34 protein-coding genes and 1 pseudogene are annotated in these 24,247 nt (G+C 63.1%); all 35 read left to right on the top strand.

What is annotated here, in order from left to right; all coding sequences use genetic code 11:
• Positions 1–84: pseudogene (locus tag FJ414_RS21280) on the top strand (elongation factor Tu); the annotation flags it as partial.
• Between the two features lie 69 nt (positions 85–153).
• Positions 154–462, top strand: coding sequence for a 30S ribosomal protein S10 (rpsJ, locus tag FJ414_RS21275; protein WP_006205468.1), 309 nt, complete (start codon positions 154–156; stop codon positions 460–462).
• A 108-nt stretch (positions 463–570) separates the two neighbouring features.
• On the top strand, positions 571–1,290 hold the full coding sequence (rplC, locus tag FJ414_RS21270; protein ID WP_127252190.1) for a 50S ribosomal protein L3: 720 nt from the start codon (positions 571–573) through the stop codon (positions 1,288–1,290).
• Positions 1,290–1,910 carry a 50S ribosomal protein L4 gene (gene rplD, locus FJ414_RS21265; protein ID WP_140646283.1) on the top strand — a complete coding sequence of 207 codons (621 nt, stop codon included), beginning with the start codon at positions 1,290–1,292 and terminating at the stop codon, positions 1,908–1,910. The genes rplC and rplD overlap by 1 nt, the downstream gene beginning before the upstream one ends.
• Positions 1,907–2,200 (top strand): 50S ribosomal protein L23, encoded by a 294-nt coding sequence (locus FJ414_RS21260; RefSeq protein WP_040983033.1) that lies wholly within the window; start codon positions 1,907–1,909, stop codon positions 2,198–2,200. The genes rplD and FJ414_RS21260 overlap by 4 nt, the downstream gene beginning before the upstream one ends.
• A gap of 22 nt (positions 2,201–2,222) precedes the next feature.
• Entirely contained in the window at positions 2,223–3,056 is an 834-nt protein-coding gene (gene rplB, locus FJ414_RS21255; RefSeq protein ID WP_140646282.1) for a 50S ribosomal protein L2, read from the top strand.
• Between the two features lie 16 nt (positions 3,057–3,072).
• Entirely contained in the window at positions 3,073–3,351 is a 279-nt protein-coding gene (gene rpsS / locus FJ414_RS21250; RefSeq protein ID WP_015317982.1) for a 30S ribosomal protein S19, read from the top strand.
• A 2-nt stretch (positions 3,352–3,353) separates the two neighbouring features.
• Positions 3,354–3,743: a 50S ribosomal protein L22 gene (rplV, locus tag FJ414_RS21245; protein WP_006205462.1), complete on the top strand. Its 390-nt coding sequence runs from the start codon at positions 3,354–3,356 to the stop codon at positions 3,741–3,743.
• The gene (gene rpsC, locus FJ414_RS21240) at positions 3,743–4,477 is read left to right on the top strand and encodes a 30S ribosomal protein S3 (protein WP_095765512.1); all 735 of its coding nucleotides are present in this window, start codon (positions 3,743–3,745) and stop codon (positions 4,475–4,477) included. Before rplV ends, rpsC begins: the two co-directional genes overlap by 1 nt.
• Before the next feature lie 27 nt (positions 4,478–4,504).
• Positions 4,505–4,918 (top strand): 50S ribosomal protein L16, encoded by a 414-nt coding sequence (rplP, locus tag FJ414_RS21235; RefSeq protein WP_027170364.1) that lies wholly within the window; start codon positions 4,505–4,507, stop codon positions 4,916–4,918.
• A 12-nt stretch (positions 4,919–4,930) separates the two neighbouring features.
• On the top strand, positions 4,931–5,131 hold the full coding sequence (rpmC, locus tag FJ414_RS21230) for a 50S ribosomal protein L29 (RefSeq protein WP_137934271.1): 201 nt from the start codon (positions 4,931–4,933) through the stop codon (positions 5,129–5,131).
• A gap of 11 nt (positions 5,132–5,142) precedes the next feature.
• Complete coding sequence (rpsQ, locus tag FJ414_RS21225) at positions 5,143–5,382, top strand: 30S ribosomal protein S17 (RefSeq protein WP_023675136.1); 240 nt, start codon at positions 5,143–5,145, stop codon at positions 5,380–5,382.
• A gap of 82 nt (positions 5,383–5,464) precedes the next feature.
• Positions 5,465–5,833 (top strand): 50S ribosomal protein L14, encoded by a 369-nt coding sequence (gene rplN / locus FJ414_RS21220; RefSeq protein ID WP_006205457.1) that lies wholly within the window; start codon positions 5,465–5,467, stop codon positions 5,831–5,833.
• Between the two features lie 12 nt (positions 5,834–5,845).
• Positions 5,846–6,160, top strand: coding sequence for a 50S ribosomal protein L24 (gene rplX, locus FJ414_RS21215; RefSeq protein ID WP_095765510.1), 315 nt, complete (start codon positions 5,846–5,848; stop codon positions 6,158–6,160).
• Entirely contained in the window at positions 6,153–6,731 is a 579-nt protein-coding gene (gene rplE, locus FJ414_RS21210) for a 50S ribosomal protein L5 (RefSeq protein ID WP_095765509.1), read from the top strand. The genes rplX and rplE overlap by 8 nt, the downstream gene beginning before the upstream one ends.
• A 26-nt stretch (positions 6,732–6,757) precedes the next feature.
• Positions 6,758–7,063, top strand: a complete 306-nt coding sequence (rpsN, locus tag FJ414_RS21205) for a 30S ribosomal protein S14 (protein WP_042642199.1) — start codon at positions 6,758–6,760, stop codon at positions 7,061–7,063.
• 12 nt (positions 7,064–7,075) lie between these two features.
• Positions 7,076–7,474: a 30S ribosomal protein S8 gene (rpsH, locus tag FJ414_RS21200; protein ID WP_042642201.1), complete on the top strand. Its 399-nt coding sequence runs from the start codon at positions 7,076–7,078 to the stop codon at positions 7,472–7,474.
• 90 nt (positions 7,475–7,564) lie between these two features.
• A complete protein-coding gene (gene rplF, locus FJ414_RS21195; RefSeq protein WP_140646281.1) occupies positions 7,565–8,098 on the top strand; it encodes a 50S ribosomal protein L6 in 534 nt (177 codons plus the stop codon).
• Positions 8,099–8,236: 138 nt separating this feature from the next.
• Entirely contained in the window at positions 8,237–8,599 is a 363-nt protein-coding gene (gene rplR / locus FJ414_RS21190) for a 50S ribosomal protein L18 (protein ID WP_140646280.1), read from the top strand.
• 148 nt (positions 8,600–8,747) lie between these two features.
• Positions 8,748–9,311, top strand: a complete 564-nt coding sequence (rpsE, locus tag FJ414_RS21185; RefSeq protein WP_032933400.1) for a 30S ribosomal protein S5 — start codon at positions 8,748–8,750, stop codon at positions 9,309–9,311.
• A gap of 25 nt (positions 9,312–9,336) precedes the next feature.
• Positions 9,337–9,534: a 50S ribosomal protein L30 gene (rpmD, locus tag FJ414_RS21180; protein ID WP_027170355.1), complete on the top strand. Its 198-nt coding sequence runs from the start codon at positions 9,337–9,339 to the stop codon at positions 9,532–9,534.
• 22 nt (positions 9,535–9,556) lie between these two features.
• A complete protein-coding gene (gene rplO, locus FJ414_RS21175; protein WP_140646279.1) occupies positions 9,557–10,030 on the top strand; it encodes a 50S ribosomal protein L15 in 474 nt (157 codons plus the stop codon).
• A gap of 258 nt (positions 10,031–10,288) precedes the next feature.
• Positions 10,289–11,629: a preprotein translocase subunit SecY gene (gene secY, locus FJ414_RS21170; protein ID WP_140646278.1), complete on the top strand. Its 1,341-nt coding sequence runs from the start codon at positions 10,289–10,291 to the stop codon at positions 11,627–11,629.
• On the top strand, positions 11,626–12,216 hold the full coding sequence (locus FJ414_RS21165) for an adenylate kinase (protein WP_140646277.1): 591 nt from the start codon (positions 11,626–11,628) through the stop codon (positions 12,214–12,216). Before secY ends, FJ414_RS21165 begins: the two co-directional genes overlap by 4 nt.
• A 233-nt stretch (positions 12,217–12,449) precedes the next feature.
• Positions 12,450–12,818 carry a 30S ribosomal protein S13 gene (rpsM, locus tag FJ414_RS21160; RefSeq protein ID WP_140646276.1) on the top strand — a complete coding sequence of 123 codons (369 nt, stop codon included), beginning with the start codon at positions 12,450–12,452 and terminating at the stop codon, positions 12,816–12,818.
• A 141-nt stretch (positions 12,819–12,959) separates the two neighbouring features.
• The gene (rpsK, locus tag FJ414_RS21155; RefSeq protein ID WP_006205444.1) at positions 12,960–13,349 is read left to right on the top strand and encodes a 30S ribosomal protein S11; all 390 of its coding nucleotides are present in this window, start codon (positions 12,960–12,962) and stop codon (positions 13,347–13,349) included.
• A 97-nt stretch (positions 13,350–13,446) separates the two neighbouring features.
• Positions 13,447–14,457 (top strand): DNA-directed RNA polymerase subunit alpha, encoded by a 1,011-nt coding sequence (locus tag FJ414_RS21150; protein WP_040983001.1) that lies wholly within the window; start codon positions 13,447–13,449, stop codon positions 14,455–14,457.
• Between the two features lie 104 nt (positions 14,458–14,561).
• Positions 14,562–14,993 (top strand): 50S ribosomal protein L17, encoded by a 432-nt coding sequence (gene rplQ, locus FJ414_RS21145; protein WP_140646275.1) that lies wholly within the window; start codon positions 14,562–14,564, stop codon positions 14,991–14,993.
• Positions 14,994–15,186: 193 nt separating this feature from the next.
• Positions 15,187–16,674 carry a DegQ family serine endoprotease gene (locus tag FJ414_RS21140; protein ID WP_140646274.1) on the top strand — a complete coding sequence of 496 codons (1,488 nt, stop codon included), beginning with the start codon at positions 15,187–15,189 and terminating at the stop codon, positions 16,672–16,674.
• A gap of 47 nt (positions 16,675–16,721) precedes the next feature.
• Positions 16,722–18,032, top strand: a complete 1,311-nt coding sequence (locus FJ414_RS21135; RefSeq protein WP_140646273.1) for a replication-associated recombination protein A — start codon at positions 16,722–16,724, stop codon at positions 18,030–18,032.
• Between the two features lie 298 nt (positions 18,033–18,330).
• A complete protein-coding gene (locus FJ414_RS21130) occupies positions 18,331–19,155 on the top strand; it encodes an aspartyl/asparaginyl beta-hydroxylase domain-containing protein (protein WP_140646272.1) in 825 nt (274 codons plus the stop codon).
• Between the two features lie 151 nt (positions 19,156–19,306).
• Entirely contained in the window at positions 19,307–20,287 is a 981-nt protein-coding gene (locus FJ414_RS21125; RefSeq protein WP_140646271.1) for an RluA family pseudouridine synthase, read from the top strand.
• Between the two features lie 43 nt (positions 20,288–20,330).
• A complete protein-coding gene (locus tag FJ414_RS21120; RefSeq protein WP_140646292.1) occupies positions 20,331–21,206 on the top strand; it encodes a DMT family transporter in 876 nt (291 codons plus the stop codon).
• Between the two features lie 103 nt (positions 21,207–21,309).
• Positions 21,310–22,101 carry an ATP12 family chaperone protein gene (locus FJ414_RS21115; RefSeq protein ID WP_140646270.1) on the top strand — a complete coding sequence of 264 codons (792 nt, stop codon included), beginning with the start codon at positions 21,310–21,312 and terminating at the stop codon, positions 22,099–22,101.
• 195 nt (positions 22,102–22,296) lie between these two features.
• Positions 22,297–24,186 carry an MFS transporter gene (locus tag FJ414_RS21110; RefSeq protein WP_140646269.1) on the top strand — a complete coding sequence of 630 codons (1,890 nt, stop codon included), beginning with the start codon at positions 22,297–22,299 and terminating at the stop codon, positions 24,184–24,186.
• Positions 24,187–24,247 lie beyond the last annotated feature (61 nt).

Raw genomic sequence — 24,247 nt, 5'->3', positions numbered from 1 at the left:
GCCATGGAAGAGAAGCTGCGCTTCGCCATCCGTGAAGGCGGCCGCACCGTCGGTGCCGGCATCGTCGTCACCATCAAAGAGTAATTTGGACTGAAACCGATCTGTCGCGGGCGCGGGAGCTGCCCGCGCCGCGCCAGAACAAGGAATTGACGCATGAACGGACAGAATATCCGCATCCGCCTTAAGGCGTTTGACCACCGGGTGCTCGACGCCTCGACGCGCGAAATCGTGTCGACCGCCAAGCGCACCGGCGCCAACGTCCGCGGCCCCATTCCGCTGCCGACGCGGATCGAGAAATTCACGGTCAACCGGTCGCCCCACGTCGACAAGAAGAGCCGTGAGCAGTTCGAGATGCGCACGCACAAGCGGCTGCTCGACATCGTCGATCCGACCCCGCAGACGGTCGATGCTTTGATGAAGCTCGATCTGGCGGCCGGTGTCGACGTCGAGATCAAGCTCTAAGGGAATGAGAGCGCGGTAAGGGGCGGTGCCCCTGGCCCGGAACTCTAAAGGAACAAGAGGCGTGGAGGGGCGATAGCCCCGACAGGGAACTCTAAAGGAATTGAACCGATGCGTTCAGGTGTGATTGCAAAGAAGGTGGGAATGACCCGCATCTACAACGATGCCGGGGAACACGTTCCCGTCACCGTTCTCCAGATGGAGAACTGCCAGGTCGTGGCCCAGCGCACGCAGGAGAAGAACGGCTACACCGCCGTCCAGCTCGGCGTTGGCCTTGCCAAGGTGAAGAACACGTCGAAGGCGATGCGCGGCCATTTCGCCGCCGCTTCCGTCGAGCCGAAGGCGAAGGTCGCCGAGTTCCGCGTCTCCGCCGACAACATGATCGACGTCGGCGCCGAGCTGACCGTCGAGCACTTTGTCGCCGGTCAGAAGGTCGACGTCACGGGCACCTCGACCGGCAAGGGCTTCCAGGGCGTGATCAAGCGTCACCACATGGGTGGCGGCCGCGCCACGCACGGTAACTCGGTCTCGCACCGCACGCACGGTTCGACCGGTCAGCGCCAGGACCCCGGCAAGGTGTTCAAGGGCAAGAAGATGGCCGGCCACATGGGCGACACCCGCGTCACCACGCAGAATGTCGAGGTCGTCTCGACCGACGCCGATCGCGGCCTGATCCTGATCCGCGGCGCGGTTCCCGGCGTCAAGGGCGCCTGGATCCTGGTTCGCGACGCCGCCAAGGTTGCGCTACCGGCCAATGCGCCGAAGCCCGCCGCGATCCGTGCCGCTGCTGCCGCCAAGAACGAAGCCCCGGCCACTGAGGGAGCCGAATAATGGATCTCAAGATCACAACGCTGGGCGGCAAGGACGCCGGCAAGGTGAAACTCTCCGAGGAGATTTTCGGCCTTGATCCGCGCGAAGACATCCTGCAGCGCGTCGTGCGCTGGCAGCTTGCAAAGAAGCAGCAGGGCACGCACAAGGCCAAGGGCCGCGCCGAAATCGCGCGCACCGGCGCCAAGATGTACAAGCAGAAGGGTACGGGCCGCGCCCGTCACCACTCGGCTCGCGCTCCGCAGTTCCGCGGCGGCGGCAAGGCACACGGCCCGGTCGTTCGCAGCCATGAGCACGAGCTGCCGAAGAAGGTCCGTGCGCTTGGCCTCAAGCACGCTCTCTCGGCCAAGGCCAAGAGCGCTTCGCTGATCATCGTCGACGAGCTGAAGCTCACCGAAGCCAAGACCAAGGCGCTGGTGGCGAACCTCGAGACGCTGGGGCTGACCAACGCCCTGGTTATCGGCGGCGCCGAGCTTGACCAGAACTTCAAGCTGGCCGCGACCAACATTCCCAACATCGACGTGCTGCCCATCCAGGGCATCAACGTCTACGACATTCTGCGCCGCGGCACGCTGGTCCTTTCGAAGGCCGCCGTCGAGGCTCTCGAGGAGCGCTTTAAATGACCGACCTCCGTCACTACGACGTGATCGTCTCGCCGGCGATCACCGAAAAGTCGACCATGGCTTCCGAGCAGAACCAGGTCGTCTTCAACGTCGCCAAGAAGGCGTCGAAGCCGGAAATCAAGGCTGCCGTGGAAGCTCTCTTCGGCGTCAAGGTGACGGCTGTGAACACGCTCGTCCGCAAGGGCAAGATCAAGCGCTTCCGCGGCACTGTTGGCCGCCAGGGCGACGTCAAGAAGGCGGTTGTGACGCTGGCCGACGGCCAGTCGATCGACGTCGCGACGGGTCTCTGAGCAAGGCCGCGAGGACAGGACAATGGCACTTAAGAAATTCAACCCGGTAACGCCGAGCACCCGCCAGCTGGTCATCGTCGACCGCTCGGGCCTCTACAAGGGCAAGCCCGTCAAGGGCCTGACCGAAGGCCTGACCAAGTCGGGCGGCCGCAACAATTACGGCCGCATCACGGCCCGCTTCATCGGCGGCGGTCACAAGCGTTCGTACCGCATCATCGACTTCAAGCGTAAGAAGTACGACGTCGTCGGCACGGTCGAGCGTATCGAATACGATCCGAACCGCACCGCCTTCATCGCGCTGATCAAGTATGACGACGGCGAGCTGTCCTACATCCTGGCCCCGCAGCGTCTTGCTGCCGGCGACAAGATCGTGGCCGGCGAAGCGGTCGACGTGAAGCCGGGCAACGCGATGCCGCTGGCCGCGATGCCGGTCGGCACGATCGTCCATAACATCGAGCTGAAGCCGGGCAAGGGCGGCCAGGTCGCCCGTTCGGCTGGCGGTTACGCCCAGCTCGTCGGCCGTGACCAGGGCATGGCGATCCTGCGCCTCAACTCGGGCGAGCAGCGTGTCGTGCACGGCTCCTGCATGGCCACCGTGGGTGCCGTGTCGAACCCCGACCACGGCAACATCAATGACGGCAAGGCCGGTCGCACCGTGTGGCGCGGCAAGCGCCCGCACAATCGCGGCGTGACCATGAACCCGGTTGACCATCCGCATGGCGGCGGCGAAGGCCGCACCTCCGGTGGTCGCCATCCGGTTTCCCCGTGGGGCAAGCCGACCAAGGGCAAGAAGACGCGGTCCAACAAGGCGACCGACAAGTTCATCCTGCGCTCGCGTCATCAGCGCAAGAGCTAAGAAGAGGTAACGCCAAGTGACTCGTTCGATTTGGAAAGGCCCCTTCATCGACGGCTACCTTCTCAAGAAGGTGGACAAGGTTCGTGAAGGTGGTCGCAATGAGGTGATCAAGATGTGGAGCCGTCGCTCCACCATCCTGCCGCAGTTCGTCGGCCTCACCTTCGGTGTCTACAACGGCCAGAAGCACGTTCCCGTCTCGGTGAACGAGGACATGGTCGGTCACAAGTTCGGTGAATTCGCTCCGACCCGGACCTATTACGGTCACGGCGCGGATAAAAAGGCGAAGAGGAAATAATCATGGGCAAGGCCAAAGCTCCGCGCAGGCTTGCTGATAACGAGGCGCGTGCCGTTCTGCGCACGATCCGCATCAGCCCGCAGAAGCTCAACCTGGTTGCCGCGCTGATCCGCGGCAAGAAGGTCGCGACAGCGCTTTCCGACCTCGAATTCTCGGCCAAGCGGATTTCCGGCACGGTCAAGAAGACGCTGGAATCGGCGATCGCCAACGCGGAAAACAATCACGACCTCGATGTCGACGCTCTGATCGTGGCGGAAGCCTATGTCGGCAAGTCGATCGTCATGAAGCGTTTCCACGCTCGTGGCCGCGGCCGCGCCAGCCGAATTGAAAAGCCGTTCTCGCACCTCACGATCGTCGTTCGTGAAGTCGAGGAAAAAGGGGAGGCCGCATAATGGGCCAGAAAGTCAATCCGATCGGGCTGCGTCTCGGCATCAACCGTACCTGGGATTCGCGCTGGTTCGCGAACACCGGCGAGTACGGCCAGCTGCTGCACGAGGACCTCAAGATCCGCAAGTATCTCGAGAAGGAACTCAAGCAGGCCGCGATCTCGAAGGTCGTGATCGAGCGTCCGCACAAGAAGTGCCGCGTCACCATCCACGCCGCGCGTCCGGGCCTCATCATCGGCAAGAAGGGCGCCGACATCGAGAAGCTTCGCAAGAAGCTGACCGAGATGACGAAGTCCGAAACGCACCTCAACATCGTCGAAGTGCGCAAGCCGGAAATCGACGCCACGCTGGTCGCCCAGTCGATCGCCCAGCAGCTCGAGCGCCGCATCGCGTTCCGCCGCGCCATGAAGCGTGCCGTTCAGTCGGCCATGCGTCTCGGCGCCGAAGGCATCCGCATCAACTGCTCCGGCCGTCTCGGCGGCGCCGAAATCGCGCGCATGGAGTGGTACCGCGAAGGCCGCGTGCCGCTGCATACGCTGCGCGCCGATGTCGACTACGGCACGGCCGAGGCGAACACGGCCTACGGCATCTGTGGCGTCAAGGTGTGGGTGTTCAAGGGCGAGATCCTCGAGCATGACCCGATGGCTTCCGAGCGCCGTGCAACCGAAGGCGATGCCGCGCATGGTGGCGGCGGTGCTGGCGGTGAGCGCGAACGCGGCCGCCGTCGCGAGAACGCCTGAGACATTTGAGAATTTGGAGTTAGAACGATGCTGCAGCCAAAGCGCACAAAGTTCCGCAAGCAGTTCAAGGGCCGTATCCACGGTACCGCCAAGGGCGGCACCAATCTGGATTTCGGCGGTTTCGGGCTGAAGGCGCTTGAGCCGAACCGCGTCACCGCGCGCGAGATCGAGGCGGCCCGCCGCGCGATCACCCGCGAGATGAAGCGCGCCGGCCGCGTCTGGATCCGGGTGTTCCCGGACCTGCCGGTCACCTCGAAGCCGACCGAAGTCCGCATGGGTAAGGGCAAGGGCGCCGTCGACTACTGGGCGGCGCGCGTCAAGCCCGGCCGTATCATGTTCGAGATCGACGGCGTCAGCGAGGAGACCGCTCGTGAAGCGCTGCGTCTCGGCGCCGCCAAGCTCTCGGTCAAGACGCGCTTCGTGCAGCGCATCGCAGAATAAGGACAGGCGATCATGAAAGCCGAAGACATCCGGACCAAGACCCAGGATCAGCTGACCGACGACCTGGCGGCCCTCAAGAAGGAGCAGTTCAACCTGCGCTTCCAGAAGGCCACCGGCCAGCTCGAGAAGACCGCGCGCGTGAAGCAGGTCCGCAAGGACATCGCGCGCATCAAGACCATCGCCGCGGAAAAATCCGCGGCCAAGAAGGCTTAAGGACGAGAACCATGCCAAAGCGCATCCTGCAGGGCACCGTCGTCAGCGACAAGAACGAGAAGACGGTCGTGGTCAAGGTCGAGCGTCGCTTCACCCATCCGGTGATGAAGAAGACCGTGCGCATGACCAAGAAGTACAAGGCGCACGACGAGAACAACGCCCACAAGGTCGGCGACCAGGTGTTCATCCAGGAATCGAAGCCGATTTCCAAGGACAAGCGCTGGGTTGTCGTCTCTTCGGATCAGGCTTGATCCGGGCGAACGAACCGAATTTTGGACAGACCGGGGAGGGGTGAAGAACCCGTCCCGTTAGAAAAGAAGAAGGCGGCCAGTCATGATTCAGATGCAAACAAACCTCGACGTCGCGGACAATTCCGGCGCCCGTCGTGTCATGTGCATCAAGGTGCTGGGCGGCTCGAAGCGGAAATATGCCTCCGTCGGCGACATCATCGTGGTGTCGATCAAGGAAGCCATTCCGCGCGGCCGCGTTAAGAAGGGCGATGTGATGAAGGCGGTCGTGGTTCGCACGGCCAAGGACATCCGCCGCCCGGACGGCAGCGTGATCCGTTTCGACAAGAACGCGGCCGTTCTCGTCGACAATAAGAAAGAGCCGATCGGCACCCGTATCTTCGGACCGGTTCCGCGCGAATTGCGCGCCAAGAACCACATGAAGATCATCTCGCTCGCGCCTGAAGTGCTGTAAGGAGCCGGACCAATGCAAAAGATCAAAAAAGGCGACAAGGTCGTCGTGCTTGCCGGCAAGGACAAGGGCCGTTCGGGCGAAGTCCTGTCGGTGCAGCCGAAGGAAGACACCGCGGTCGTCCGCGGCGTGAACCTCATTCGCCGTCACCAGAAGCAGACCCAGTCCCAAGAGGCCGGGATCATCACCAAGGAAGCGCCGATCCACCTGTCGAATATCGCGCTGGCCGACCCCAAGGACGGCAAGCCGACCCGCGTCGGCTTCACCATCCAGAAGGATGGCAAGAAGGTGCGCGTCGCCAAGCGTTCGGGAGAAGTCATCAATGGCTAAGGCTGAAACCAAGCAGGCAACTGCCAAGAACGAGCCGCGCCTCAAGAAGGTCTACAACGAGACCATCCGCAAGGCGATGCAGGAGCAGTTCGGCTACGACAACGACATGCAGGTTCCGCGCATCGACAAGATCGTGCTGAACATGGGTGTCGGGGAAGCAACCGCAGACTCCAAGAAGCCCTCGGTCGCGGCCGAGGATCTCGCGCTGATCGCCGGCCAGAAGGCCGTCGTCACCCGCGCCCGCAACTCGATTGCCGGCTTCAAGGTGCGCGAGAACATGCCGATCGGCGCCAAGGTCACGCTGCGCAAGGAACGCATGTACGAGTTCCTGGACCGCCTCGTGAACATCGCGCTGCCGCGCGTTCGCGACTTCCGCGGACTGAACCCGAAGAGCTTTGACGGCCGTGGCAACTATGCCATGGGCATCAAGGAGCACATCGTGTTCCCGGAGATCAACTACGACAAGGTTGATCAGGTCTGGGGCATGGACGTCATCGTTTGTACGACGGCGAAGACGGACGACGAGGCAAGAGCACTGCTCAAGGCCTTCAACTTCCCCTTCCGCCAGTAACGGCAGCGAAAAAGGAAACATCTGAAATGGCAAAGACCAGCTCAGTCGAGAAGAACAACCGGCGCCGCAAGCTCGCCGACCAGTATGCCGCCAAGCGCACGGCGCTCAAGGCCATCATCATGGATCAGTCCAAGCCGATGGAAGAGCGTTTTCGCGCCCAGTTGAAGCTTTCGGCGCTGCCGCGCAACTCGGCCAAGATCCGCATCCGCAACCGCTGCGAAGTGACGGGCCGTCCGCGCGCCTATTATCGCAAGCTGAAGCTTTCGCGTATCGCGCTTCGCGATCTGGGCAATACCGGCCAGATCCCGGGCCTGGTCAAGTCGAGCTGGTAAGGAGACACTGAGATGTCATTGAGCGATCCTCTCGGCGATATGCTGACCCGCATCCGCAACGCCTATGGCCGCAAGAAGTCGAGCGTTTCGACCCCGGCCTCGCGTCTGCGCGCCCGCGTCCTCGAAGTGCTGAAGTCGGAAGGCTATATCCGCGACTACAGCCAGACCGATTTCGAAAACGGCAAGTCCGAAATCGAGATCGAGCTGAAGTATTTCGACGGCGCTCCGGTCGTGCGCGAAATCGAGCGCGTCTCGAAGCCCGGCCGCCGCGTCTATGTCTCGGCCAAGTCGATCCCGCAGGTCGCCAACGGCCTCGGCATCGCCATCCTTTCGACGCCGAAGGGCGTCATGGCCGACCATGAAGCGCGCGAGCAGAATGTCGGCGGCGAGATCCTCTGCCAGATCTTCTGATCCGGCGCGAGATTGATGAATGGGCTTCGGTTCTCGGGATCGCGCCCGGGAACTGGAACCTGAAACGAAAGAAGTGACGAGGACAACAAAATGTCTCGTATCGGAAAGAAACCCGTTTTGCTGCCGCAGGGCGTGACCGCGTCCGTCAACGGCCAGACCGTGACGGCGAAGGGCCCCAAGGGCGAGCTGAAGTTTGTGGTGAACGACGAAGTGCTGGTCAAGATGGAGAACAACGAGATCTCCGTCGAGCCGCGCGACCAAACCAAGAACGCCCGCTCCAAGTGGGGCATGTCGCGCACGCAGATCGTCAACATCCTGCAGGGCGTGAGGGACGGCTTCGAGAAGAAGCTCGAGATCACCGGCGTCGGCTATCGCGCGGCATTGCAGGGCAAGAACCTGCAGCTGGCGCTCGGCTTCAGCCACGACGTGGTGTATCAGACGCCGCAGGGCATCACCATTACGGTGCCGAAGCCGACCGAAATCACCGTCTCGGGCATCGATAAGCAGCAGGTTGGCCAGGTCGCCGCCGAGATCCGCGAATATCGCGGCCCCGAGCCCTACAAAGGCAAGGGCGTGCGCTATGCCAACGAGCGCATCGTGCGCAAGGAAGGCAAGAAGAAGTAATAGGCGTGGCCCCGAAAAGTTGCAGACTTTTCGCAAAGGGCCAAGCCGCAGAAGTGTAACGCCGCGGGGAGCGGCCGCGGGAGGCTTGGCCTACCGCACAGGGTTGCCCCCGTTTTCTGAAGGCAAGGAACTGACATTATGGCAAGTCCCAAAGAAACTATCCAACGCCGCGCGCAGCGCGTGCGCCGCCAGCTGAAGAAGGTCGCCGGCGAGCGTCCGCGGCTTTCGGTGCACCGCACCTCGAAGAACATTTACGTCCAGGTCATCGACGACGCCAACGGCCACACGCTGGCCGCCGCCTCGACGCTGGAGAAGGACCTCAAGGGTTCGCTCAAGACCGGCGCCGACACCTCTGCCGCCGCCGCGGTCGGCAAGCTGATCGCCGAGCGCGCCACAAAGGCAGGCGTCAAGGAAGTCGTCTTCGACCGCGGCCCGTATATCTATCATGGCCGCGTCAAGGCGCTGGCCGAGGCTGCCCGCGAAGGTGGTCTCAGCTTCTAATGCATGATCCCAAACCGGGAAGTCCGCGCAGCGAAAAGTTGCAGACTTTTCGGGTAAGATCATGCAAAGGAAAAATTCGCCGCTGACGACCCCAAGCGGCGTCGGCAAACAGCAACCCGTGCTTCCGGAAAAGAACAAGGACTAGGATATGGCACAGGAACGTAGAGAAGGCGGCCGCGGCCGCGAGCGCGAAGAGCGTGACGACGGCATGGTGGACAAGCTCGTCCACATCAACCGCGTCGCCAAGGTGGTGAAGGGCGGCCGTCGTTTCGGCTTTGCCGCTCTCGTCGTCGTCGGCGACCAGAAGGGCCGCGTCGGCTTCGGCCACGGCAAGGCGCGCGAAGTGCCGGAAGCGATCCGTAAGGCGACCGAGTCGGCCAAGCGCGACATGATCTTCGTGCCGCTGCGTTCGGGCCGCACGCTGCATCACGACGTCGAGGGCCGTTGGGGCGCTGGGCGCGTTCTGCTGCGCGCCGCCAAGCAGGGTACCGGCATCATCGCCGGCGGCCCGATGCGCGCCGTCTTCGAGACGCTCGGCATGCATGACGTGGTCGCCAAGTCGATGGGGTCGTCGAACCCCTACAACATGGTTCGCGCCACCTTCGACGCGCTGAAGAGCCAGATGCATCCGAAGGATGTGGCTGCCGCGCGTGGCATCAAGTACTCGACCCTTCAGGCCCGCCGCGGCACCGCCGTTGCGGCTGAAGAATAGTCGACGCTGACCAGGGATTTCGATCATGGCCAAGAAAGCTACCAAGACCATCACCGTCGAGCAGATCGGCTCGCCGATCCGCCGGCCGAAGGAGCAGCGCGCGACGCTGGTCGGCCTCGGCCTGAACAAGATGCACAAGCGGCGCACGCTGGAAGATACCCCTTCGGTGCGCGGCATGATCGCCGCCGTCCAGCACCTCGTCCGCGTCGTGGACGAGGCCTGAACGGAAGCGCAGGAGAAGAAACATGAAACTCAACGATCTGCGTGACAAGGACGGCGCCACGCACTCCAGGAAGCGCCTCGGTCGCGGCATCGGCTCCGGCTCGGGCAAGACGGCCGGTCGCGGCGTCAAGGGCCAGAAGGCCCGCTCGGGCGTCGCCATCAACGGCTTCGAGGGCGGCCAGATGCCTCTCTACCGGCGCCTGCCGAAGCGTGGCTTCAACAACATCTTCGCCAAGAGCTTCACCGTCGTGTCGCTGGCTCGTATCCAGGCCGCGATCGATGCCAAGAAGCTCGACGCCAAGGCGACCGTTACGGCCGAGGCCCTGGTTGCCGCCGGCGTCATCCGCCGCGCCAAGGACGGCGTGCGTGTGCTGTCCGACGGCGAACTCAAGGCCAAGCTCTCCTTCGACGTCGCCGGCGCCTCCAAGGCCGCGATCGAGAAGATCGAGAAGGCCGGCGGTTCGGTGAAGCTGCCGGAAGCGGCCGCCGCCGAGTAACGGCCAGTTGAAGCGCGGCCGGCCGGGATGATTTCGCATTTTCCGTCGAACCGCGCTTTGACCAGATGAATTGGGCGGCCGCGTCAACGCGGCCGCTTGCATGTTTACGGTCCGGAGCTTATCTCGTGGGCTTCGGTGACACGCGCCGCCTGAGCTGCGGGCATCGAGCGTGACATGGAAATCAAACGAAGTAGAGCATGATATCGTCCGAAAACCGCTCCACACTTTTCGGCATCATGGTCTAGCGGAGAATCAGGCATGGCCTCGGCTGCTGAACAACTAGCCTCCAATCTGAATTTCGCGGCCTTCGCCAAGGCCGAGGACCTCAAGAAGCGCATCTGGTTCACCATCGGCGCGCTGCTCGTCTACCGCCTCGGCACCTATATCCCGCTTCCCGGCATCAATCCCGACGCTTTCGCCCAGGCCTTCTCCTCGCAGAGCAAGGGCGTGCTCGGCATGTTCAACATGTTCGCCGGCGGCGCCGTGCAGCGCATGGCGATCTTCGCGCTGGGCATCATGCCCTACATCTCCGCCTCCATCATCATGCAGCTGATGACCTCGGTCATCCCTTCGCTGGAGACGCTGAAGAAGGAGGGCGAGCAGGGCCGCAAGATCATCAACCAGTACACGCGCTACGGCACGGTGCTCCTGGCGCTGGTCCAGGCCTACGGCATTTCGGTCGGCCTCGAGGGCGGCAACGGCATCGTCAACGATCCCGGCATGTTCTTCCGCATCTCGACCGTCGTCACGCTGGTCGGCGGCACCATGTTCCTGATGTGGCTCGGCGAGCAGATCACCGCACGCGGCATCGGCAACGGTATTTCGCTGATCATTTTCTCCGGCATCGTCGCCGGCCTGCCCCGCGCGATCTCCGGCACCCTGGAACTCGGCCGCACCGGCGCGCTGTCGACGGGCCTCATCCTCGCGATCATCGTGCTGGCCATCATCGTCATCGCGCTCATCGTCTTCTTCGAACGCGCGCAGCGCCGCCTGCTCATCCAGTATCCGAAGCGCCAGGTCGGCAACCGCATGTTCCAGGGCGATACCTCGCATCTGCCGCTGAAGCTCAACACCTCTGGCGTCATCCCGCCGATCTTCGCGTCCTCGCTGCTGCTTCTGCCGGCAACCGTCGCGGGCTTCTCGCAGGCGACCAACCTGCCGGCCTGGGCCAGCACGATCCTCGCTTCGCTCGGTCACGGCCAGCCGCTCTACATGATCTTCTATGCGGGCATGATCGTCTTCTTCGCCTTCTTCTACACGGCGATCGTCTTCAACCCGAAGGACACGGCCGACCAGCTCAAGAAGCACTCCGGCTTCATCCCGGGCTATCGTCCGGGCGAGCGCACCGCCGATTATATCGACTATGTTCTGACGCGCATAACCGTCATCGGCGCCATTTACCTGGTGCTGGTCTGTCTGCTGCCGGAGTTCCTGATTTCGGCGACTGGCGTACCTTTCTACCTCGGTGGCACATCGCTTCTGATCGTGGTCAGTGTCACGCTCGACACGGTGGCGCAGATTCAGGGTCACCTGATCGCGCACCAGTATGAGGGGCTGATCAAGAAGTCGAAGTTGCGCGGGGGGAAGAGGAGCAGATGAGGCTGATATTGCTTGGGCCGCCAGGAGCGGGCAAGGGGACGCAAGCACAAAGACTGGTAGAAAAACACGGCATCCCTCAGCTCTCGACGGGTGACATGCTGCGTGCCGCCGTCCAGGCCGGAACCGAGGTCGGCAAGCGTGCCAAGGCGGTGATGGATGCCGGTGAGCTGGTCTCGGATGCGATCGTCAACGCCATCGTCGCCGAACGCATCGATCAGCCGGATTGCGCCAAGGGTTTCATCCTCGACGGTTATCCGCGCACGCTGGTCCAGGCAGACGCGGTCGAGGCGATGCTCGCCGAGCGCGGCATAGCGCTCGACACCGTCATCGAGCTCGTCGTCGACGACAAGGCGCTCGTAGGCCGGATCGTCAAACGCGCCGACGATGCCAAGGCCGCCGGCCAGCCAGTGCGCAAGGACGATAACCCGGCGGTGTTCGAAGAACGCCTGCGCGAATACTACAAGAAAACGGCGCCGCTGATCGGCTACTACTACGCCAAAGGCAAGCTCAAGACCGTCGACGGCATGGCCAGTATCGATGCGGTGACCGCCGAGATCGGCAAGGTCCTCGCGGCTGCGGCGAAGTAGGCCGGGCCGACAATTGAAGATTGCGCTTGGCGACAATTGAAGATTGCGCTTGACTGGAATAGGCCGCTGGGGTATGGCGGCCCGTCTTCCTATCAGGCATGGACTTTGCTTGCCCTTGCGGGCAAGGCGGTCGCTTTGAACCAGGAAACTCCCGCAAGGGCCGGCCTCCACCGGACGCGGGGCAACATCGACAGCGCCGGGCATGCCCGGCCCACATGGAGAAAGAGAAGAAAATGGCTCGTATAGCCGGCGTCAACATTCCGACCAACAAGCGCGTCGTCATCGCGCTTCAGTACATTCACGGCATCGGCAAGAAGTTTGCCCAGGAGATCGTCGACAAGGTCGGCATCCCGGCGGACCGCCGTGTCAACCAGCTGACCGACGCGGAAGTGTTGCAGATCCGCGAGGCGATCGACCGCGATTACCAGGTCGAAGGCGACCTGCGCCGCGAAGTCTCGATGAACATCAAGCGGCTCATGGACCTCGGCTGCTACCGCGGCCTGCGTCACCGCCGCTCGCTGCCGGTCCGCGGCCAGCGCACGCATACCAATGCGCGCACCCGCAAGGGTCCGGCCAAGGCGATCGCCGGCAAGAAGAAGTAATTTAGGGGAGTAAGGGAGTAGGGCAGTAAGGCAATAGGGATTGTGTTTTCCATACTCCCTTACTGCCTTACTCCCCTACTGCCTTCCCAAGGTGGAGCCGCTGGCATTACGGCGGTGTAGAGATCAACTGAAAGGACTACCATGGCCAAGGAAGCCGCTCGTGTTCGCCGTCGCGAACGCAAGAACATTTCGTCGGGCGTTGCCCACGTCAATTCGACCTTCAACAACACCATGATCACCATCACCGACGCGCAGGGCAATTCGATTGCCTGGTCATCGGCTGGCGCGCAAGGTTTCAAGGGTTCGCGCAAGTCGACCCCGTTCGCCGCCCAGATGGCTGCCGAGGACGTCGCCAAGAAGGCCCAGGAACACGGCATGCGCATGCTCGAGGTCGAGGTCTGCGGACCCGGCTCCGGCCGTGAATCGGCGCTCCGCGCGCTGCAGGCGGCGGGCTTCACCATCACCTCGATCCGTGACGTGACGCCGATCCCGCACAATGGCTGCCGTCCGCGCAAGAAGCGCCGCGTCTGATTTTTAAGCGCCGCGCGAACGCCACGGCGTTCCTCCGCGGTTTTCCGTGTCGCCCGCCACGATTGGATGGTGGCGGGGCAAAGGAAGGAAGACATTTATGATCCAGAAAAACTGGCAAGAACTGATCAAGCCGAACAAGATCGAGTTCTCGTCGAAGAAGAAGACGCTGACCACGCTGGTGGCCGAGCCGCTCGAGCGCGGCTTTGGCTTGACGCTGGGCAACGCGCTGCGGCGCGTGCTTCTGTCTTCGCTGCGCGGCGCGGCCGTCACCGCCGTGCAGATCGACGGCGTGCTGCATGAATTCTCGTCCATCGCCGGCGTGCGCGAGGACGTGACCGACATCGTGCTCAACATCAAGGAAATCGCCATCCGCATGGAAGGCGATGGTCCCAAGCGCATGGTCGTTCGCAAGCAGGGCCCGGGCGCCGTGCTCGCCGGCGACATCCAGACCGTGGGTGACGTCGAGATCCTCAACCCCGACCACGTCATCTGCACGCTGGACGAGGGCGCCGAGATCCGCATGGAGTTCACCGTCGACACCGGCAAGGGCTATGTGCCGGCAGAGCGCAACCGCGCCGAGGACGCGCCGATCGGCCTGATCCCGGTCGACAGCCTCTACTCGCCGGTCAAGAAGGTCTCCTACAAGGTCGAGAATACCCGCGAGGGCCAGGTGCTCGACTACGACAAGCTGACCATGACCATCGAGACCAACGGCTCGATCTCGGGCGAGGACGCGGTGGCTTTCGCCGCCCGCATCCTGCAGGATCAGCTTGCGCTCTTCGTCAACTTCGACGAGCCGCAGAAGGAAGTCGCCGCCGAAGCCGTCACCGAGCTCGCCTTCAACCCGGCGCTGCTCAAGAAGGTCGACGAGCTCGAGCTTTCGGTGCGTTCGGCCAACTGCCTGAAGAACGACAACATCGTCTATATCGGCGACCTGATCCAGAAGACCGAAGCCGAGATGCTGCGCACCCCGAACTTCGGCCGCAAGTCGCTGAACGAGATCAAGGAAGTGCTGGCGGCCATGGGCCTCCATCTCGGCATGGAAGTGCCGGACTGGCCGCCGGAAAACATCGAAGACCTCGCCAAGCGTTACGAAGACCAATATTGAGCATGAATTCCAAGGATCGGCGGCGAGAGCCGCTCGATCCGACGGTCATGCGGAAAACCATCAGAGGCCGTGGCCTCTTGAACAACTGAAGAAGGAAAAGAGCCATGCGCCACGGTTTCAAAGGCCGTCGCTTCGCCCGCAGCGTAAGCCACCGCAAGTCAATGTTCGCCAACCTCGCCGTGTCTCTGATCGAGCACGAGCAGATCCTCACCACCCTGCCGAAGGCGAAGGACCTGCGTCCGATCGTCGAGAAGCTCGTCACGCTCGGCAAGCGCGGCGACCTGCACGCCCGTCGTCAGGTCATCGCCCAGATCGGCAATGAAGGCGTCGTCAAGCGCCTGTTCGAAACCCTCGCCCCGCGCTACGCCACCCGCAACGGTGGCTATCTGCGCATCATGAAGGCGGGCTTCCGCAAGGGCGACAACGCCGCGATGGCGGTCATCGAATTCGTCGACCGCGACACCTCGGCCAAGGGCGCCGCCGACCGCGCCCGCCTCGAGGCCGAGGGCGCCAACGAGGAAGCCGCGGCCGCCTGAGGTCAAGCGTTTTCGTCAATGACTTCAAGGGGCCTGCGGGCCCCTTTTTGCATTTGCCGGAGGGGCGGCAGGCGTGCGGATTTTTCGCCCTTGCGCGAACGCTTTTGCGCGACAAGTGTCGCATTTGTGTGCATTAGCCTTTCATTCTGCACAATCGTCGGGACAATGGCGCCCTATCCGGAGGGATTCGAGAATGCACCTCAAACGACTGTTTCTTGTTGCCGCGCTGGCGGTCTTCGCCGCGGCACCGGCCGCAAGACAGGCTTTTGCCGAGGATGCCGCCAAGCCGGCCGATCCGGGCCTCTCCGATGTGCTGACCGATCTCCTGCATGGCGTCGAGGGCGAGAACGGCACGTCCGGCCCCGACAAGCGCGTGCCGTTCGGCCGCGAGGAGGTGCAGCTCTCCTTCGCGCCGCTGGTCAAGCAGACGGCCCCGGCCGTCGTGAATGTCTATGCTTCGCAGACCGCAAAGGTGACGTCGCCTTTCGAGGGCGATCCCTTCTTCGAGGAGTTCTTCGGCCGTGCCCAGCCGCGCGCGCAGTCCTCGCTGGGCTCCGGCGTGCTGGTCGATCCGAGCGGCGTCATCGTCACCAACTTCCACGTCATCAAGGATGCGGACGAGGTGAAGGTCGCGACCGCCGACGGACGCGAGTTCACCTCCAAGGTCATGCTCAAGGACGAGACGCTCGATCTCGCCGTGCTCAAGATCTCGGCCGACAAGCCGTTCCCGGTGATTGCCATCGGCGATTCCGACGCGCTCGAGGTCGGCGACCTGGTGCTCGCCATCGGCAACCCGTTCGGCGTCGGCCAGACCACCACCAGCGGCATCGTCTCGGCGCTTGCCCGCAGCCATATCGGCGTCTCCGATTCGGGCTATTTCATCCAGACCGATGCCGCCATCAATCCCGGCAACTCGGGCGGCGCGCTGATCAACATGGGCGGCCAGCTGGTCGGCATCAACACCGCGATCTACAGTCGCAGCGGCGGCTCGATCGGCATCGGCTTCGCCATTCCCTCGAACATGGTGCGCGCCTTTGCCGACGCCGCCAAGGCCGGGCTCGACTTCTTCGAGCGCCCCTATATCGGCGCCGAGTTCGAAATGGTGACGCCGCAGATCGCCGAATCTCTCGGCATGGAGAAGCCGACCGGCGCCCTGGTGTCGTCCGTGGACGCGACCGGGCCCGCGGGCAAGGCCGGCTTGAAGCCTGGCGACGTCATCCTGTCGCTCAACAACACGCCGGTTGAAAGCATCGAGGCGCTCGACTATCGCATGGCGACGCTGTCGATCGGCACCAAGGCGACGTTTGCCGTGCTGAGCAAAGGGCAGCAGGCGACGTTGGAGATTCCGCTGGAGCGCGCGCCGGAAGGCGCCAAGCCCAGCGAAGTCACCTTGCGCGGCCGCAGTCCCTTTTCCGGCGCCAAGGTCACGGAGCTGTCGCCCCGGCTTGCCCAGCGCCTTGGCCTTCGCACGGATATCAAGGGCGTCACCGTCATCGATATCAGCCGCGATTCGCCGGCCGCCGATTTCGGCTTCCAGCCCGGCGATATCGTGCGCGAGGTCAACGGCACCACCATCGACACTGCGGCGACGCTGGCGCAGGTTGCTCAGCAGGACACGCGCTGGTGGCGCTTTACCGTCGAGCGCGGCGGGCAGATACTGCGCCAGGTGTTGCGCTACTGAGGCGGTCTTCCCATCTTTGAAGATCGCTTTTCAACCAAAAGACATGCATGGCCGATCTGTTCAGTTCCGATGAACCGGAGAAAGTGGCGCCCGGGCGACCGCTTGCCGACCGGTTGCGCCCCAAAAACCTCGGCGAGGTCGTGGGCCAGGAGCATCTGACGGGTCCCGACGGCGCCCTGACCAGGTTGATCGATTCCGGTTCGCTCGGCTCGATGATCTTCTGGGGGCCGCCCGGCACCGGCAAGACGACGGTGGCGCGGCTGCTCGCCGGCGAGACCAATCTTGCCTTTGAGCAGATTTCGGCCGTGTTTTCCGGTGTCGCGGACCTCAAGAAAGTCTTCGAGGCAGCGAAGCTGAGGCGCGCCAATGGCCGCCAGACGCTGCTCTTTGTCGACGAGATCCATCGCTTCAACCGCGCCCAGCAGGACGGTTTTTTGCCGGTGATGGAAGACGGCACCGTGGTGCTGGTCGGCGCCACGACAGAGAACCCGTCCTTTGAGTTGAATGCAGCACTTCTGTCGCGAGCGCGTGTGTTGGTGTTCCGTTCGCTGGGCGAGGAAAGCATCGCCAAGCTTCTGGCCCGGGCGGAAGAAACCGAGGGCAGGGCGCTGCCGCTCGATGAAGAAGCGCGCGCCATGCTGATCCGCATGGCGGATGGCGACGGCCGCGCCTCGCTGACGCTCGCCGAGGAAGTCTGGCGCGCCGCCAAGAAGGGCGAGGTGTTCGGCCCGGAGGGCCTGCAGCGCGTCATCCAGCGCCGCGCCCCGATCTACGACAAGGGCCAGGACGGCCATTACAATCTGATCTCGGCGCTGCACAAATCGGTGCGCGGCTCCGACCCGGATGCCGCGCTCTACTATCTTGCCCGCATGTTCGATGCCGGCGAGGATCCGCTCTATCTCGGTCGCCGGCTCGTGCGCATGGCAGTGGAGGATATCGGGCTCGCCGATCCACAGGCGCTTGTCGTCGCCAATGCGGCCAAGGACGCCTATGACTATCTTGGTTCGCCCGAGGGCGAGCTCGCCTTCGCACAGGCCGCCGTCTATCTCGCCACGGCGCCGAAATCGAACGCGGTCTACACCGCCTTCAAGGCTGCGACCGCGGCCGCTAAGGAGTTCGGCTCGCTGCTGCCGCCCAAACACATCCTTAATGCGCCGACCAAGTTGATGAAGCAGGAGGATTACGGCGCCGGCTATCGCTACGACCATGACGAGCCGGACGCGTTTTCAGGCCAGGACTATTTTCCGGAGAAGATGGGCCGGCGCACTTTCTACGATCCGCCGGAGCGCGGTTTCGAGCGCGATATCCGCAAGCGGTTGGAATACTGGGCAAAGCTGCGCGGCGAACGGAGCAGCTGAGTTGCGCGGCCCGGCGGTCGGCACGCTTCGTCGCGAAGCCGCGCCATGGCGAAAGCGTCGTCGGCTTCGAATTCCTGATTGACGATCCGATCCCTAGGGAAAGATGGGACGAGCTTGGTTTGCCGGTCGTGCATTGAGTTGAAGTGGAGTAACATACTCCAAATATTCGTCCGGGCCGACCACCGGGACCGTGCGCGGCATTGTGCCGGGAAACAAAAAATCTTATCAAGACGCACGGCGGGCGGGGGTCGCCGTGATTTGGCAAACGGAACAGGATCGCGCTCCCGCGCGAATGACAATGACAAAGAAAACCGTCAAGACGCTACGCAAGGCTGCGATTGCAGTCGTGGTTCTCGCGCTCGCCGTCTACTTCATCCCGATCCTGACCGCCATCTGGGTCGTTTTCGGCCTGATCGACGTCATGCGCAACGACCAGAAGAACCGGAACCTGTTCGAGCGCTATTTCCTCGGCAATGGCCTTTTCACCTGGCTGCTGTCGCCGTTCAACCTGATCGTCGACCTTCTCTGCTACCGCAACCCCGGCGTCTGGAAGCCCGAGCAGTTCCCTGAGGACTATCAGCGCGAGATCAACGAGGTGCTGGGCGTCTTCAACGCCCGCAAGGACGAGATCATCGCCGATATCGACGCCAATTTCGGCACCAGCCGGCGCGGCATGTATGTCTACCAGTGGTACGGCAAGCACAAGATCGACAACGTTCCCGAATTCAACAAGGATTACAAATACATCAAGACGATCGCGGTATCCGTTTTCAGCAAGCGCGAATCCACGTCCTGGCATTTCGGACCGCTCCGGCTCAGCCTGCGCATCCTCTACAACCTGATCCCGGTGAAGGCGGAGATCTTCGTCCAGTGCGGCAGCAAGAAGAACTACTGGTACGACAACCCGCTGTTCATCTTCGACGACACGCTCTTCCACCGCTCGGTCAACGAATATGACGGCCGCCGCTATTGCGTCTTCATCGACATCATCCGTCCGTCTCCGTTCCCGAGGCTGATCGCTGGCCTTCTCTCGATCGTCTCGGTCAGCGTGGAGCGCATCAATTCCGTCTTCTACAAGAACTGGAAGATGATCGGCTCGTCCAAGCCGAAGGCTGCCAACTGACTACGGCCCCGCTTCAATCCAAGGTCGGCCAGCGTGCGGCCGAACCTCGGATGGCTGCGATTGGGGCAATCGTCGCGCTTTGTTGGGTCTTTGGCTCGCACAATGCCTGCCTTAGTGCTATGGCGCCGCTTTCAAACGGAAAAGCGTATCCATGGCGGGTGTTGAACAGATCACGATTGAGGCCGGCGAGGCGGGCATGCGGCTCGACCGCTGGTTCAAGGTCCATTATCCGGGCCTCGGCTTCGGCCATCTGCAGAAATTGCTTCGGTCCGGCCAGATCCGCGTCGATGGCGGCCGGGTGAAGGCCGACACGCGTGTCGAGCCCGGCCAGTCTGTCCGCGTTCCGCCGCTCGACGTCGATAAGAAGGGCGACGCGCCGCTCACCGGTCACTCGATCCGCAACCAGGGCGATGCCGACGTGCTCGCCAAGATGCTCTTGCATGAGGACCCGAAGGTTTTCGTCTTCAACAAGCCGGCCGGCTTGGCGGTGCAGGGCGGCTCCGGCGTCACCCGCAATGTCGACGATATGCTCGAGGCCTGGCGCAATCAGAAGGGCGAGAAGCCGCGCCTCGTCCACCGCCTCGACCGTGACACGTCCGGCGTGCTGGTGGTTGCCCGCACCCGTCTTGCGGCAATGAAGCTGTCGGAAGCGTTCCGGGCGCGAGAGACCAAGAAAACCTACTGGGCGCTGGTCAAGGGCGTGCCGCCCAAGCGCGAGGACAAGATCTCGACCTGGCTGATCAAGGAGCCGACGGAGGATGGCGACCGCGTGCGCGTGGCCGCGCATGGAGAGAAGGGCGCCGACCACGCCGTCTCCTACTACCGCGTCATCGAGCAGGCGGCGCAGACGATGACCTGGCTGGAGATGGAGCCCTATACCGGCCGCACCCACCAGCTTCGCGTTCACGCCGCCTATATAGGTTGTCCGATCATCGGCGACCCAAAATATTTCGAGGCAGATACCAACTGGGATTTCCCGGGCGGCATTCAAAACCGCCTGCACCTGCATGCGCGCCGCATTATCATCCCGCATCCGGACCAGGGCGTCATCGACGTCACGGCGCCGATGCCGCCGCATATGCGCCAGAGCTGGAACCTGATCGGCTTCGACGACCAGAGCGCGGAGGACTGACTTGGCTGTCGCCCCCGCATTGGATCGTCGCGATGCAGTCGACATGGCCGCGGCTGTCATCATGGTCGGACTGACCTTTTCCTGGGGCCTGAACTACGTCGCCGCCAAGGTCTCATACGCAGGCTACGACCCTGTCTTCGTCTCGGTCGCACGATCGCTCATTGGGGGAGCCTGCGTGCTTGGCTGGTGCCGGCTGCGCGGCATCAAGCTGTTCGAAGCGGATGGGACTTTGCCCGCCGGCATCGTCGTCGGCGTGCTCTTCGGCGTCGAGTTCCTGTGCCTCTATATCGGGCTCGAATACACCACCGTTGCCCGCAACACGCTCCTGGTCAACACCATGCCGTTCTGGGTCCTGATCGGCGGCCATTTCCTGCTTGGCGAGCGCATCAATCCGCGCAAGCTCGGTGGGCTTGTTCTCGCCTTCTGCGGCCTGGCGGCGGTTTTCTCCGACGGCATCACTGCCGGCAGCGACGCGACGCTGACGGGTGACCTGCTCAGTCTCGGCTCGGGCATTCTCTGGGCGGCGACCAGCATCTTCATAAAGCGGTCGAAACTGGTGGAAACCAACGCCGAAAAGCTTCTGCTCTACCAGCTGGCGGGTGCAACTGTCGTTGGCCTGCTTGTGATGCCTTTCGCCGGCCCGCCGATCCGTGCGCTTGCCGCCTTGCCGACACTGGCGCTGCTCTTCCAGTCTTTCTATATCGTCGCCTTCACCTATGTGTTGTGGTTCTGGCTGCTCACGCGTTATCCGGCCGCCGGTCTGTCGAGCTTCGCCTTTCTGTCGCCGGTGTTCGGCGTCCTGTGCGGCGCGGTGCTGTTGGGCGAGCTGCCGACGACCAGGATTTTCCTGGCGCTCGGCCTGATCGCCGCCGGTCTGATCATCGTCAATCGCCCGGCGCGCAGGCAGCCCGCACCATAGATCAGCTCGCCGAACGGCAAGCTGCTCCATCTCTTTGTTTTGACGCAATTCCGGACGGAAAACCGCTTCACACTTTTCCCGGAATTGCTTTAAGGAGTTCGGCATGCGCGACATCCTCGAAGACCTCGAAGCCGGAAAGCTGCTTTCCGACCCCGATCCCGTGCGTCGCGCCCAGATCCAGATGAAGACGCCGCTGCCGAAGCGTTTCTACAAGGCTGTTTCGGTGGCTCCCGTCGAGAATGGCTTTGCCGTTCATCTGGACGGCCGGCCCGTGCGCACGCCGGGCAAGGCTGTGATGGTGCTGCCGACCGAAAACGCCGCGGCGCTCGTTGCCGATGAATTCAGCGCGCAAGGCGAGGTCATCGATCCCGTGACGATGCCTGTCATGCGGCTCGTCAACACCGCCATCGACGGCGTCGCCTCGGATCCGCAGGCGGTGCTGGAGGACGTGCTGCGCTTCGCCTCGTCCGATCTTTTGTGCTACCGCGCCGATGGCCCGCAGGGACTGGTCGATCGCCAGAACAAGTTCTGGGATCCGGTGCTGGACTGGGCACGCGGCAGCCTCGGCGCGCGCTTCAACCTTGCCGAAGGCGTCATCCATGTCGAGCAGCCGCGCGAGGCGATCGCCGTGCTCGGCGCGCATCTTGGCCAGCGTGTCGAGCCGATGCGGCTGGCCGCCATTCATGTCATGACCGCGCTGACCGGTTCGGCGCTGCTGGCTTTGGCCGTCGATTTCGGTCACCTCGACGGCGAGGAAGCTTGGGCTGCCGGCCATGTCGACGAGGACTGGCAGATCGAGCATTGGGGCCAGGATGCGGAGGCCGTTGCGCGCCGCTCGGCACGCAAGCGCGACATGATGGCGGCGGTCAGCCTGCTCGAAGCGCTGCAGGCCTAGAGCAATTCAAGCGCGGCGCCGCTTTCGCAGCGCACCTAATACCAAAGTCATAATCCCATCGTCGCGGTGCCTTTCGCCCGCCCTTTCTGTCATTTTTTCCTTCGTTGGCTGCGTCTTTGAGTCCGCGTTCGGAGGAGCGCGGACGGTGGCGCGCAGCCATCGAGGACAGACGGGATCTCACGGGAGGATACATCAATGGCAATGGCTTCGACCGCCGGCGGAACCAGCCGCGGCATGACGCGGGAGGAGAAGAAAGTCATCTTCGCCTCCTCGCTCGGCACCGTTTTCGAATGGTACGATTTCTATCTCTACGGCTCGTTGGCCGCCTTCATCGGCTCGACCTTCTTCAGCCCGGCGATTCCCGAGGCAACGCGCAACATCTTTGCGCTGCTTGCCTTTGCCGCCGGCTTCCTTGTCCGACCGTTCGGCGCGCTGCTTTTCGGCCGCATCGGCGATCTCGTCGGCCGCAAATACACCTTCCTCGTCACCATGACGATCATGGGTCTGTCGACCTTCCTGGTCGGCCTGCTGCCCGGCTACGCAACCTTGGGCATACTGGCTCCAGTGATCCTGATCGGGCTGCGCATGTTGCAAGGCCTGGCGCTCGGCGGCGAATATGGCGGTGCTGCGACCTATGTCGCGGAGCACGCGCCTGACGACCGTCGCGGTTTCTATACGTCGTGGATCCAGACGACGGCGACGCTCGGCCTTTTCCTGTCGTTGATCGTCATCCTGATTGTTCAGGGCTCGCTCAGCAAGGAAACCTACGCTTCCTGGGGCTGGCGCATTCCCTTCATCGTTTCTTTCGTGCTGCTTGCCGTTTCGATCTGGATCCGGCTGTCGCTATCGGAGTCGCCGACCTTCCAGCGCATGAAGGAAGAGGGCAAGGGCTCCAAGGCACCGCTCTCGGAAGCCTTCGGTCAATGGAAGAACGCCAAGATCGCGCTGCTGGCGCTGCTCGGCCTCACCGCTGGCCAGGCCGTGATCTGGTACAATGGTCAGTTCTATGCGTTGTTCTTCCTCACGAACGTGCTCAAGGTCGACGCGCAGTCGGTCAACATCATGATCGCTATTGCGCTCGCCATCGGCTCGATCTTCTTCGTCGTGTTCGGCTGGCTGTCCGACAAGATCGGCCGCAAGCCGATCATCATGGCAGGCCTTGCGCTCGGCATCGTCTGCACCTTCCCGCTGTTCAAAGCGCTGACCTGGTCCGCCAATCCGGCACTGGCCACCGCGCAGCAGAACACCCGCGCGACGGTGACGGCAGCGCCCGGCGACTGCAAGTTCCAGTTCAACCCGGTCGGCACGGCGAAGTTCACGACATCCTGCGATATCGCGACTTCGTTCCTGACCAAGAACTCGGTGCCTTATGATGTGGTGACCACGGCAGCCCCAGGCACCGCAGCCTCGGTCAAGATCGGCAACGAGACGGTGGAATCCTATGACGCCGTCGCCGCCGGCGATCAGGCCAAGGCCAAGGACGCGGCCTTCGCCAAGGCGGTGAACATGTCGCTTCAGGACGGCGGCTATCCGTTGAAGCGCGCCGCGGCCAAGGTGGCGGACCAGAAGCTCGACGCCTTCATCGCGGCCAATCCCGAGCTGAAGCTTGACGCGGCGGCCATCCGCGGCGGCGAGAAGGCGGCGGTTCCGACCGACAAGGCGATCGCCGACAAGATCCTGACCAAGGACGAGGTAGCCGGTGCGCCGGAAGTCACCGTCTACACCGTCCCGGGCGGTGGCGCCTTCGCCATGACTGCGGATCCGGCAGCGATCAACTGGCCGCTCACGATCGGTATCCTGTTCATCCTGGTGCTGTTCGTCACCATGGTCTACGGGCCGATCGCCGCGATCCTGGTCGAGATGTTCCCGACCCGCATCCGCTACACCGGCATGTCGTTGCCCTATCACATCGGCAATGGCTGGTTCGGCGGCCTGCTGCCGGCGACGGTGTTCGCGCTCAGCGCCTATAAGGGCGATATCTACTACGGCCTCTGGTACCCGGTGATCATCGCGGCGATGTCGCTCATCATCGGCATGATCTTCGTCAGGGATACGCTCGGCACCGACCTCCACGCCAAGGACTGACCTCGATCGTCCGCTCAAAGGAAGAAAGCCCGGCGCCAGTGGTCGCGCCGGGCTTTTCCGT

It is taken from the genome of Mesorhizobium sp. B3-1-6 (genome assembly GCF_006439555.1).
Taxonomy (GTDB): domain Bacteria; phylum Pseudomonadota; class Alphaproteobacteria; order Rhizobiales; family Rhizobiaceae; genus Mesorhizobium.
This window is presented reverse-complemented; position numbering and strand designations above follow the sequence as displayed.

Bases quoted from the DNA above. Each gene is read 5' to 3' on its own strand.
- rpsJ (WP_006205468.1), top strand. From the start codon at position 154: ATGAACGGACAGAATATCCGCATCCGCCTTAAGGCGTTTGACCACCGG.
- rplC (WP_127252190.1), top strand. From the start codon at position 571: ATGCGTTCAGGTGTGATTGCAAAGAAGGTGGGAATGACCCGCATCTAC.
- rplD (WP_140646283.1), top strand. From the start codon at position 1,290: ATGGATCTCAAGATCACAACGCTGGGCGGCAAGGACGCCGGCAAGGTG.
- FJ414_RS21260 (WP_040983033.1), top strand. From the start codon at position 1,907: ATGACCGACCTCCGTCACTACGACGTGATCGTCTCGCCGGCGATCACC.
- rplB (WP_140646282.1), top strand. From the start codon at position 2,223: ATGGCACTTAAGAAATTCAACCCGGTAACGCCGAGCACCCGCCAGCTG.
- rplV (WP_006205462.1), top strand. From the start codon at position 3,354: ATGGGCAAGGCCAAAGCTCCGCGCAGGCTTGCTGATAACGAGGCGCGT.
- rpsC (WP_095765512.1), top strand. From the start codon at position 3,743: ATGGGCCAGAAAGTCAATCCGATCGGGCTGCGTCTCGGCATCAACCGT.
- rplP (WP_027170364.1), top strand. From the start codon at position 4,505: ATGCTGCAGCCAAAGCGCACAAAGTTCCGCAAGCAGTTCAAGGGCCGT.
- rpmC (WP_137934271.1), top strand. From the start codon at position 4,931: ATGAAAGCCGAAGACATCCGGACCAAGACCCAGGATCAGCTGACCGAC.
- rpsQ (WP_023675136.1), top strand. From the start codon at position 5,143: ATGCCAAAGCGCATCCTGCAGGGCACCGTCGTCAGCGACAAGAACGAG.
- rplN (WP_006205457.1), top strand. From the start codon at position 5,465: ATGATTCAGATGCAAACAAACCTCGACGTCGCGGACAATTCCGGCGCC.
- rplX (WP_095765510.1), top strand. From the start codon at position 5,846: ATGCAAAAGATCAAAAAAGGCGACAAGGTCGTCGTGCTTGCCGGCAAG.
- rplE (WP_095765509.1), top strand. From the start codon at position 6,153: ATGGCTAAGGCTGAAACCAAGCAGGCAACTGCCAAGAACGAGCCGCGC.
- rpsN (WP_042642199.1), top strand. From the start codon at position 6,758: ATGGCAAAGACCAGCTCAGTCGAGAAGAACAACCGGCGCCGCAAGCTC.
- rpsH (WP_042642201.1), top strand. From the start codon at position 7,076: ATGTCATTGAGCGATCCTCTCGGCGATATGCTGACCCGCATCCGCAAC.
- rplF (WP_140646281.1), top strand. From the start codon at position 7,565: ATGTCTCGTATCGGAAAGAAACCCGTTTTGCTGCCGCAGGGCGTGACC.
- rplR (WP_140646280.1), top strand. From the start codon at position 8,237: ATGGCAAGTCCCAAAGAAACTATCCAACGCCGCGCGCAGCGCGTGCGC.
- rpsE (WP_032933400.1), top strand. From the start codon at position 8,748: ATGGCACAGGAACGTAGAGAAGGCGGCCGCGGCCGCGAGCGCGAAGAG.
- rpmD (WP_027170355.1), top strand. From the start codon at position 9,337: ATGGCCAAGAAAGCTACCAAGACCATCACCGTCGAGCAGATCGGCTCG.
- rplO (WP_140646279.1), top strand. From the start codon at position 9,557: ATGAAACTCAACGATCTGCGTGACAAGGACGGCGCCACGCACTCCAGG.
- secY (WP_140646278.1), top strand. From the start codon at position 10,289: ATGGCCTCGGCTGCTGAACAACTAGCCTCCAATCTGAATTTCGCGGCC.
- FJ414_RS21165 (WP_140646277.1), top strand. From the start codon at position 11,626: ATGAGGCTGATATTGCTTGGGCCGCCAGGAGCGGGCAAGGGGACGCAA.
- rpsM (WP_140646276.1), top strand. From the start codon at position 12,450: ATGGCTCGTATAGCCGGCGTCAACATTCCGACCAACAAGCGCGTCGTC.
- rpsK (WP_006205444.1), top strand. From the start codon at position 12,960: ATGGCCAAGGAAGCCGCTCGTGTTCGCCGTCGCGAACGCAAGAACATT.
- FJ414_RS21150 (WP_040983001.1), top strand. From the start codon at position 13,447: ATGATCCAGAAAAACTGGCAAGAACTGATCAAGCCGAACAAGATCGAG.
- rplQ (WP_140646275.1), top strand. From the start codon at position 14,562: ATGCGCCACGGTTTCAAAGGCCGTCGCTTCGCCCGCAGCGTAAGCCAC.
- FJ414_RS21140 (WP_140646274.1), top strand. From the start codon at position 15,187: ATGCACCTCAAACGACTGTTTCTTGTTGCCGCGCTGGCGGTCTTCGCC.
- FJ414_RS21135 (WP_140646273.1), top strand. From the start codon at position 16,722: ATGGCCGATCTGTTCAGTTCCGATGAACCGGAGAAAGTGGCGCCCGGG.
- FJ414_RS21130 (WP_140646272.1), top strand. From the start codon at position 18,331: ATGACAAAGAAAACCGTCAAGACGCTACGCAAGGCTGCGATTGCAGTC.
- FJ414_RS21125 (WP_140646271.1), top strand. From the start codon at position 19,307: ATGGCGGGTGTTGAACAGATCACGATTGAGGCCGGCGAGGCGGGCATG.
- FJ414_RS21120 (WP_140646292.1), top strand. From the start codon at position 20,331: ATGGCCGCGGCTGTCATCATGGTCGGACTGACCTTTTCCTGGGGCCTG.
- FJ414_RS21115 (WP_140646270.1), top strand. From the start codon at position 21,310: ATGCGCGACATCCTCGAAGACCTCGAAGCCGGAAAGCTGCTTTCCGAC.
- FJ414_RS21110 (WP_140646269.1), top strand. From the start codon at position 22,297: ATGGCAATGGCTTCGACCGCCGGCGGAACCAGCCGCGGCATGACGCGG.